The 7,449-nt window shown below is 48.5% G+C and carries 8 protein-coding genes and 1 pseudogene; 5 read left to right on the top strand and 4 right to left on the bottom strand.

Features of this window, described 5'->3' with window-relative positions; all coding sequences use genetic code 11:
- A pseudogene (locus Q0257_RS03340) lies at positions 1-345 on the top strand (arginyltransferase); the annotation flags it as partial.
- A 450-nt stretch (positions 346-795) separates the two neighbouring features.
- Here the strand turns inward: Q0257_RS03340 and Q0257_RS03335 are convergent.
- The 4 genes from Q0257_RS03335 to Q0257_RS03320 form a co-directional block, all read right to left on the bottom strand.
- Entirely contained in the window at positions 796-1,614 is an 819-nt protein-coding gene (locus tag Q0257_RS03335; RefSeq protein WP_298021521.1) for an ATP-binding protein, read from the bottom strand.
- A gap of 764 nt (positions 1,615-2,378) precedes the next feature.
- Entirely contained in the window at positions 2,379-3,101 is a 723-nt protein-coding gene (gene lptB, locus Q0257_RS03330; RefSeq protein WP_298021518.1) for an LPS export ABC transporter ATP-binding protein, read from the bottom strand.
- Positions 3,094-3,501, bottom strand: a complete 408-nt coding sequence (gene tsaE, locus Q0257_RS03325; protein ID WP_298021515.1) for a tRNA (adenosine(37)-N6)-threonylcarbamoyltransferase complex ATPase subunit type 1 TsaE — start codon at positions 3,499-3,501, stop codon at positions 3,094-3,096. Before tsaE ends, lptB begins: the two co-directional genes overlap by 8 nt.
- Positions 3,485-3,730 (bottom strand): S4 domain-containing protein, encoded by a 246-nt coding sequence (locus tag Q0257_RS03320; RefSeq protein ID WP_298021524.1) that lies wholly within the window; start codon positions 3,728-3,730, stop codon positions 3,485-3,487. Before Q0257_RS03320 ends, tsaE begins: the two co-directional genes overlap by 17 nt.
- Before the next feature lie 89 nt (positions 3,731-3,819).
- Here Q0257_RS03320 and Q0257_RS03315 point away from each other — a divergent pair, with 89 nt between their 5' ends.
- The 4 genes from Q0257_RS03315 to hslU all read left to right on the top strand — a co-directional run.
- The gene (locus Q0257_RS03315; RefSeq protein WP_298021511.1) at positions 3,820-5,040 is read left to right on the top strand and encodes an argininosuccinate synthase; all 1,221 of its coding nucleotides are present in this window, start codon (positions 3,820-3,822) and stop codon (positions 5,038-5,040) included.
- 172 nt (positions 5,041-5,212) lie between these two features.
- Positions 5,213-5,656, top strand: coding sequence for a 50S ribosomal protein L9 (gene rplI, locus Q0257_RS03310; protein ID WP_298021509.1), 444 nt, complete (start codon positions 5,213-5,215; stop codon positions 5,654-5,656).
- Positions 5,649-6,197 (top strand): ATP-dependent protease subunit HslV, encoded by a 549-nt coding sequence (gene hslV / locus Q0257_RS03305; RefSeq protein WP_005870266.1) that lies wholly within the window; start codon positions 5,649-5,651, stop codon positions 6,195-6,197. Before rplI ends, hslV begins: the two co-directional genes overlap by 8 nt.
- Positions 6,194-7,449 (top strand): HslU--HslV peptidase ATPase subunit (hslU, locus tag Q0257_RS03300; protein ID WP_298021506.1); only part of this gene is annotated, 1,256 nt, incomplete at its 3' end. The genes hslV and hslU, both read left to right, overlap by 4 nt.

Raw genomic sequence — 7,449 nt, 5'->3', positions numbered from 1 at the left:
GAAATTTACGTCCAAGGCCACGGCGACTTCGGCAAAGAAATTTCTTACTACGACGAGGACGGGCGGCTTATCTGCGTCGATCTCATCGATATCGTGGATGACGGCATCAGCTCGGTGTATTGCTACTACGATCCGTATCTGCCGCATCTAAGTCTGGGTAAATTTTCGCTTTTAAAACAGATCGAGTTCGCCCAAGAACTGGGGCTACGCTGGATCTATCTGGGCTACGCGGTGAAGCAGTGTCCGAGCCTAGCGTATAAATTTAGCTACGAGCCGTATGAAATTTTAAACTCATACACAGAGCTTGACGCTCCAGCCGTGTGGGAGGGGCGCATACAGAGATAGGTTCCACGCGCGGACGCCCCCGCCTGTAGCGGCCTAGATATAAGCGCTGCGCGAAATGGTAGGCTTCGTACGCCCTTACAGCGACAGCGCACAGGAGTCGAGATCGTGCCGCCGCATAGAATTCGGTAGCGCGCAGATACGACGAGGTATGTTAAAAGCACGCTTCAGCGTCAAATATTGCGCTGAAATTTAGCGTCGCTCGGCCTGCGAAAATATCTGCGGCGAGGAAATTTAAGGCGATGGAATTTAAAATGAGGGCAGATAGATTTGCAAATTTTACGGCAGGCTCGGCATTTGCGTGTCGCAAGACGGCACACGCGGCTTTTGAGCGTATTCGGCTCTTGAGTGCGCGCGAAAAAGGGCGATTAGTTTCAGCACTGTAAAAACTAGCTTCGGTTCTCTAGCGGATACCGCCGCTTAAGCGGCGGAGCAAAAAAGAAAGCGGCTGATTTAGGGCAAATTTATCAGCTCGACTTTATTTTCCAGCGATTTTGGGATCAATAAAACCTTGCCGTCGCTTGAGATGTCCGCAGGTCTTTGCATCGCGCCGAGGTTTATTTGGCGTATCTGTCCGTTTGCATCGATACGCCAAATTTTACCGCTTAAAAGGTCCTCGCCCCAGTCGCTAATTAAAATTTCGCCGTTTTTTCCGCGCGCTATGCCGTAGAAAACCCCCTTCATATCGGCAAAGATCGAAATTTCGCGAGATTTTAGATCCATGCTTAGCACGCGCCCCGGGACCTTTCCGCTAAGATCGAAGGTGGTGATCAGAAGCTTATCGCCTTTAGCCAAAAGTCCGTTTGGGCTGCCTAGCGATGAATCGATGCGCGCAAACTCATCCGCGGTGCGCGAGAGCAGGTCGATGCGCCAGATCGTCCCACGCGCGGGATCGCTTGCGAGCAAAACTTCGCTGCCGAGCGCTACGACGTCGTTTAAGGCCTGCGCTCCCTCGATTTTTAGATTGAAAACCTCCTGGCCTTTGCTAAAGCCCCTGATAGTATCGATATCGCAGACATAAAGCACGTCCGCGATCTGCGCCATTCCGCCCGGATTTACCAGATCGTCTATAAAATTTGTCTCAACGACACCCGAGTTTTTTACTATGCGGCTGATGAAGCCGTCGCGCTCTTGTGGATCTTCACTACTGCCGCGATTTGCGATATAAAAAGCGTCATCGGTAATAAGTGAACCACTAGGTGCGCTAAATCCGTCGATCTCTAGGCCAAAAAGCGCGCCCGCCAAGGCGCACGAAAGTAGAACTTTTTTCATAATCTCTCCTTGATCTCGCCAAAATTCTAAGAATTTTAAAATTTAAACCGAAAGCGCTGGACGTCTGGTTAAAATTTTAAACTCCGCGGCGAGCTTTAAGATGAGCGAAATTTAGACCCGCAGAGCAAATAAAAGTGTAATTTTAATTAAACAAGGCGGCTTAATCGGCAAAATTCTAGCGGGTCGGAAGGCCTTGCTTCGCGCGTCGCTTTTAATTTGATGCGTCGAAGCCGAAGTGAGTAGGTTTGTGTGCGCTTTGGTTTACGCCGCCGCTCGCGGAATTACGCCGTGAAATTAGACGGCATTGCGCGACTGCAGGCGTCTTCGCATACGCAATTTATTTGCGGCTTGTTGCTTTAAAATTTTAATTATATGAGCAGATATTTTTTGCAAACTGCTGCGTGATTTTGATGCGCAGATGAAAGCGTTACGTTTAAAGACGCCTCCGCTTTAAAATTTGATTTAATTTAAACAAAGTGTGATTAAAATGCGATTTAAATTTTATGTACCGCGGGTTTAAAATTTCGGTCGCAAAAGTGAGTCTGTAGCAAAAAATTATTTAAAAATTTACAGTGTACAAAACGCCTTTTGAAATTTAAAAATTTTAAGACGAACCTAGCTACTTTTCAAAAATTTAATACGCGAAATTCAAGTGCACGACTAATCGCAGCCGTACACTTGAATTTTAAATCGTAAAATTTAAATTGCAGAAATTAATGCGCGCGCCTAAGCGGGAAGTGAAAATCCAAAGCGCTCTGGCTGGCTTAGATGCTAAAATCCTCGCCGAGGTAGAATTTACGGACATTCGGATCGTTAGCTATCTCTTTTGCGGTGCCGCCTGCGAACAGCTCGCCGTCTTTGATGACGTAGGCGCGGTCGCAGATCGCAAGCGTTTCGCGGACGTTGTGATCGGTGATGAGCACGCCGATGCCAAGATCGCTTAAATCGCGCACGATGCTTTGGATATCGTTAACGGCGATCGGATCGACGCCTGCAAACGGCTCATCTAAAAGTAGAAATTTCGGCGTTATCATCAGGCTCCGCGCGATCTCGCAGCGCCTGCGCTCGCCGCCGCTTAGGCTCACACCTTTGCGCAATCTGATCGGCTCGATGTTGAGTAGATTTAGCATCTCATCGACTTTTCGTGAGGCCTCCGCTTTATTTTTATAGGTAATCTCTGCAGCGAGCATTAAATTTTCCTCAACGCTGAGCTCCTTAAAGATGCTGCTTTCTTGCGGTAGGTAGCCTATGCCGAGCTTGGCGCGCTTGTGAAGCGGAACCTTTGCGATGCTGCGCTCATCAAGCAATATATCGCCGCCGCTAGCGCCTATCAGCCCGCAGATCATATAAAACGTCGTGGTTTTGCCCGCTCCGTTGGGCCCCAGCAGCCCTACGATCTCGCCGTTGTAAAGCTCCAGCGAGATGCCCTTAATGATCGGCGTGCCTTTTATGGTTTTTTTAAGACCCCTGACTTCCAGTTTATGCATAGCTTACCTCGTATTTTCGCCCTTGCGCGTGCGGCGTGATCCTCACTACGCAAAAATCAAGCTCATATTTTTTAAGTAAATTTATCAAATTTTCATCCGCCCATTCGATCAGATGAAGCCCCTCTTCAAATAAATTTTCAAATAGTCCGTTTTTTAAAATCCCCTCGCAACCGCCGTTATAGATGTCGTAATGATAAATTTGTCCGTAGTTTTGCATGATCGAAAATGTCGGCGAGCTTACGTTTTCATCCGATCCGTGCGCCCGCACGATCGCGCGCGCAAGCGTCGTTTTGCCGCTGGCAAGATCGCCGATGAGCAAGATTATGCCGCTTTTTGGCAGAGCTTGCACGAGGCGCGAAATTTCATCCTCGCCGCAGACGAGTTCAAAGCTCTTGGGCATACTTTGCCTGCTCGCTTTTGGGCGTATTTTTCGCGCTAGGAAAGGCTAGGACTTTAAAGCTTTGTTTTCTATCCAGAAAGCTTATCGTGATTATGTCGCCGATTTTAAGCTCTTTGGCGGGCTTTACTACCGCGCCGTTTACGGCTACGACGCCGCTTTTGCACATATCTTCGCTGATGGCGCGCCGCTTGGTGATATTTACTGCGTTTAAAAATTTATCGATTCTCATAGGCGTGAGTTTAGCGATATTTGCCTTAAAAGCAACTATTAAACTATTTATTGGTAGAATTTCGCCAAATTTTACGTAAAGGATTTGAGATGGCAAAAGATGTAAAAAAGGTCGTTTTAGCGTATTCCGGCGGACTTGATACGAGCATTATTTTAAAGTGGCTCGGCGATACTTACGGCTGCGATGTGGTGACTTTCACCGCAGATATCGGTCAGAACGAGGATTTGGAGCCTATCAAAAACAAAGCTGTGAAACTGGGCATCAAAAAGGAAAATATCTTCGTAGAGGATCTGCGCGAAGAATTTGTGCGCGATTACGTATTTCCGATGTTTCGCGCAAACGCAGTTTATGAGGGCGAGTATCTTTTGGGCACATCGATCGCGCGCCCGTTAATTGCTAAAAAACTAGTCGAAATTGCGAAAAAAACCGGCGCGGACGCCGTAAGCCACGGCGCGACCGGTAAAGGCAACGACCAAGTCCGCTTCGAGCTTGGCGCATACGCGCTAAATCCCGATATTAAAGTGATTGCGCCGTGGAGGCTGTGGGATCTGAACTCTCGCGAGAAACTGCTTGCTTACGCTAAGAAAAACGGCATCGATATCGCTTCAAAGCCAGGCAAATCGCCGTATTCAATGGATGCTAACATCCTTCATATCTCCTACGAGGGCTTGGTGCTGGAGGATCCCGCTCATGCGCCTGAGGAGGATATGTGGCGATGGAGCGTCAGCCCTAAAAATGCGCCCGATAAGAGCGAGATCATCGAGATCGAATACAAGCACGGCGATCCCGTAAAGCTAAACGGCAAGGCGCTTAAGCCGCACGAGATGCTAGCTGCGCTTAATGAGCTTGGCGCTAAAAACGGCATCGGCAGGCTCGATCTAGTAGAAAATCGCTACGTCGGCATGAAGAGTCGCGGCTGCTACGAAACTCCGGGCGGCACGATCATGCTAAAGGCTCACCGCGCGATCGAGAGCATCACGCTAGATCGCGGAGCGGCGCATCTAAAAGACGATCTGATGCCGCGCTACGCCGAGCTTATTTACAACGGCTTTTGGTTCAGCCCGGAGCGCTTGCTGCTTCAAGAGCTGATAAATAAATCCCAAGAGCACGTAAACGGCAAGGTTAAGCTAGAGCTTTATAAGGGCAACGTGACCGTGCTGGGCAGGAAAAGCAAGAGCGATAGTTTGTTTAATACCGATTTCGTGACGTTTGAAGAGGATAAAGTTTTCAATCAAAAAGACGGCGACGGATTTATCAAGCTAAGCGCGCTAAGATTTATCATCGCGGGAAAGAACGGACGCAAGCTTTAGCTGAAATTTTGCCGCACGGCGGACGGGCAAATTTCACAAAACGAAATTTTAAAATTTATCGAAAAAGCGCGAGCGGCTGCGGGCAGGTTTCATGAAATTTCACTAAATTTCAGATCCGCCCGCGCCGCTATAAAATTTTATAAATTTAAAGCTAAATTTAAAAGGATAATGGATGAAAGTATTATTGATCAAAGACGTTAAGGGGCTCGGAAAGGCGGGCGAGGTAAAGGAGGTCAAGGACGGCTACGGCAACAACTTCCTAATCGGCAAAGGTTACGCCAAAGCCGCTACGACGGAGGTTTTGCGTAAATTTGAAGCGGATAAGAAAAAGCAAGCCGAGCTTGAAAAATACGAGGTAGCAAGCTTGCAAAAACTGGCCGAGGAGCTAGCCAAGATCCGCGTAAAGATCGTAAAACAGACGGGCGAGAGCGGCGCGCTTTTCGGCTCAGTGACCAAAGATGAGATCGCAACCGCGCTAAAAGAGCAAAAAGAGATCGAAATCGATAAGAAAATTTTAGAGACCGAGGCTATTAAAACGACCGGGATTTACGACGTAAATGCCAAGCTAAAGCACGGCATAAGCGCTAAATTTGAGATAGAGGTGGCTAGTGTTTGAAGCGACTACCATTTTAGCCTACAAAGGCGCGAAGGGCTCTGTCATCGGCGGCGACGGACAGGTTACGTTCGGAAACACCGTCTTAAAGGGCAATGCGACTAAAATTCGAAAGATCGGCAAAGAGGGTAATGTTTTAGCGGGCTTTGCGGGCAGCACCGCCGATGCGTTTAATCTTTTTGATATGTTTGAAAAGTGCTTAGATGGCGCAAAGGGCGATCTTTTAAGGGCCGTGATAGAATTTAGCAAGCAGTGGCGCAAGGATAAGTATCTGCGAAAGCTCGAAGCGATGATGCTGGTGCTGGACCGCAAAAATATCTTTCTGCTTAGCGGCACGGGCGATGTGGTAGAACCGGACGACGGCAAGATCGCAGCGATCGGAAGCGGCGGAAATTACGCTCTTAGCGCGGCGCGAGCTTTGGATAAATTTGCAAGCTTAGACGAAGAGGAGCTTGTAAAGCAAAGCCTTAAAATCGCGGGCGAGATTTGCATTTACACGAACGAAAACATCAAAACATACGCAATTTGGGACGAAAAGAGATGATGACGCCAAAGCAGATCGTAGAGAAACTAGACGAATATATAATCGGACAAAATAGCGCCAAACGCACGATAGCGGTGGCTTTGCGAAATCGCTACCGCAGAATGGCGCTTGAAGATGAGATGAAAAACGAGGTGATGCCCAAAAACATCCTGATGATCGGCTCTACCGGCGTAGGTAAGACCGAGATTGCGCGCAGACTTTCGAAGATGTTCGGGCTTCCTTTTATCAAGGTTGAGGCGAGCAAATATACTGAAGTAGGCTTCGTGGGGCGCGACGTGGAGAGCATGGTGCGCGATTTGGCCGCCGCGTCGGTAAATTTAGTGCGCGGCGAGGAATTTGAAAAGAACAAAGACAAGATCGATGATTACATCAAGCGTAAAATTTTAGAAAAAGTCCTTCCGCCGCTTCCGCGCGGAGCGAGCGAGGAGAAGGTCGCCGATTACGAAAAAAGCTATGAAAAGATGGCGGCCAAACTCGAGCGCGGCGATCTGGACGATCTTAGCATCGAGATCGAAGTAAGCGAAAACGCGCTTGAATCAAATCCGAATTTACCGCCCGAGATGGCGAATATGCAGGAAAGCTTCATCAAAGTAATCGGAATTTCGACGCGCAAAAGTAAAAAAGAGATGAAGGTAAAAGACGCCAAGGTTGCCCTCAAAAGCGAGGCTAGCGAGAAGGTCTTAGATATGGAGAGCATCAAAGCCGAAGCCGTTAGGCGTGCGCAAAACGAGGGCATTATCTTTATCGACGAGATCGATAAAGTGGCAGTTTCAAGCGGCAATAGCGGCAGGCAGGATCCGAGCAAAGAGGGGGTGCAGCGCGATCTGCTTCCGATCGTGGAGGGCAGCAGCGTAAGCACGAAATTCGGCAATATCGACACCGATCACATCCTTTTTATCGCCGCGGGCGCCTTTCATATCAGCAAGCCTAGCGATCTCATACCCGAGCTTCAGGGGCGCTTCCCGCTTCGCGTCGAGCTTGACAGCTTAGACGAGGCGGCGCTGTGCGAAATTTTAACCAAGCCTAAAAATTCGCTTCTTAAGCAGTACTCAGCGCTTTTAAAGACCGAGGGCGTCGAGCTGGAGTTTAGCGAGGACGGGGTTAAAGCGATCGCGAAATTTGCGGCAAGCACGAACAAAAAGGTCGAAGACATCGGCGCTAGAAGGCTACATACAATAATGGAAAAGGTGCTTGAGGATATCAGCTTCGAAGCGGATAAGTTTAAAGGGCAAAAGATCGTCGTGGATGAAAA

This window comes from uncultured Campylobacter sp. (assembly GCF_938018035.1).
Lineage (GTDB): Bacteria > Campylobacterota > Campylobacteria > Campylobacterales > Campylobacteraceae > Campylobacter_B.
Note: the sequence above shows the minus strand (reverse complement) of the source record. Positions and strands in the feature narration are given on the sequence as shown.

Bases quoted from the DNA above. Each gene is read 5' to 3' on its own strand.
- rplI (WP_298021509.1), top strand. From the start codon at position 5,213: ATGAAAGTATTATTGATCAAAGACGTTAAGGGGCTCGGAAAGGCGGGC.
- Q0257_RS03335 (WP_298021521.1), bottom strand. From the start codon at position 1,614: ATGAAAAAAGTTCTACTTTCGTGCGCCTTGGCGGGCGCGCTTTTTGGC.
- tsaE (WP_298021515.1), bottom strand. From the start codon at position 3,501: ATGCCCAAGAGCTTTGAACTCGTCTGCGGCGAGGATGAAATTTCGCGC.
- Q0257_RS03315 (WP_298021511.1), top strand. From the start codon at position 3,820: ATGGCAAAAGATGTAAAAAAGGTCGTTTTAGCGTATTCCGGCGGACTT.
- lptB (WP_298021518.1), bottom strand. From the start codon at position 3,101: ATGCATAAACTGGAAGTCAGGGGTCTTAAAAAAACCATAAAAGGCACG.
- Q0257_RS03320 (WP_298021524.1), bottom strand. From the start codon at position 3,730: ATGAGAATCGATAAATTTTTAAACGCAGTAAATATCACCAAGCGGCGC.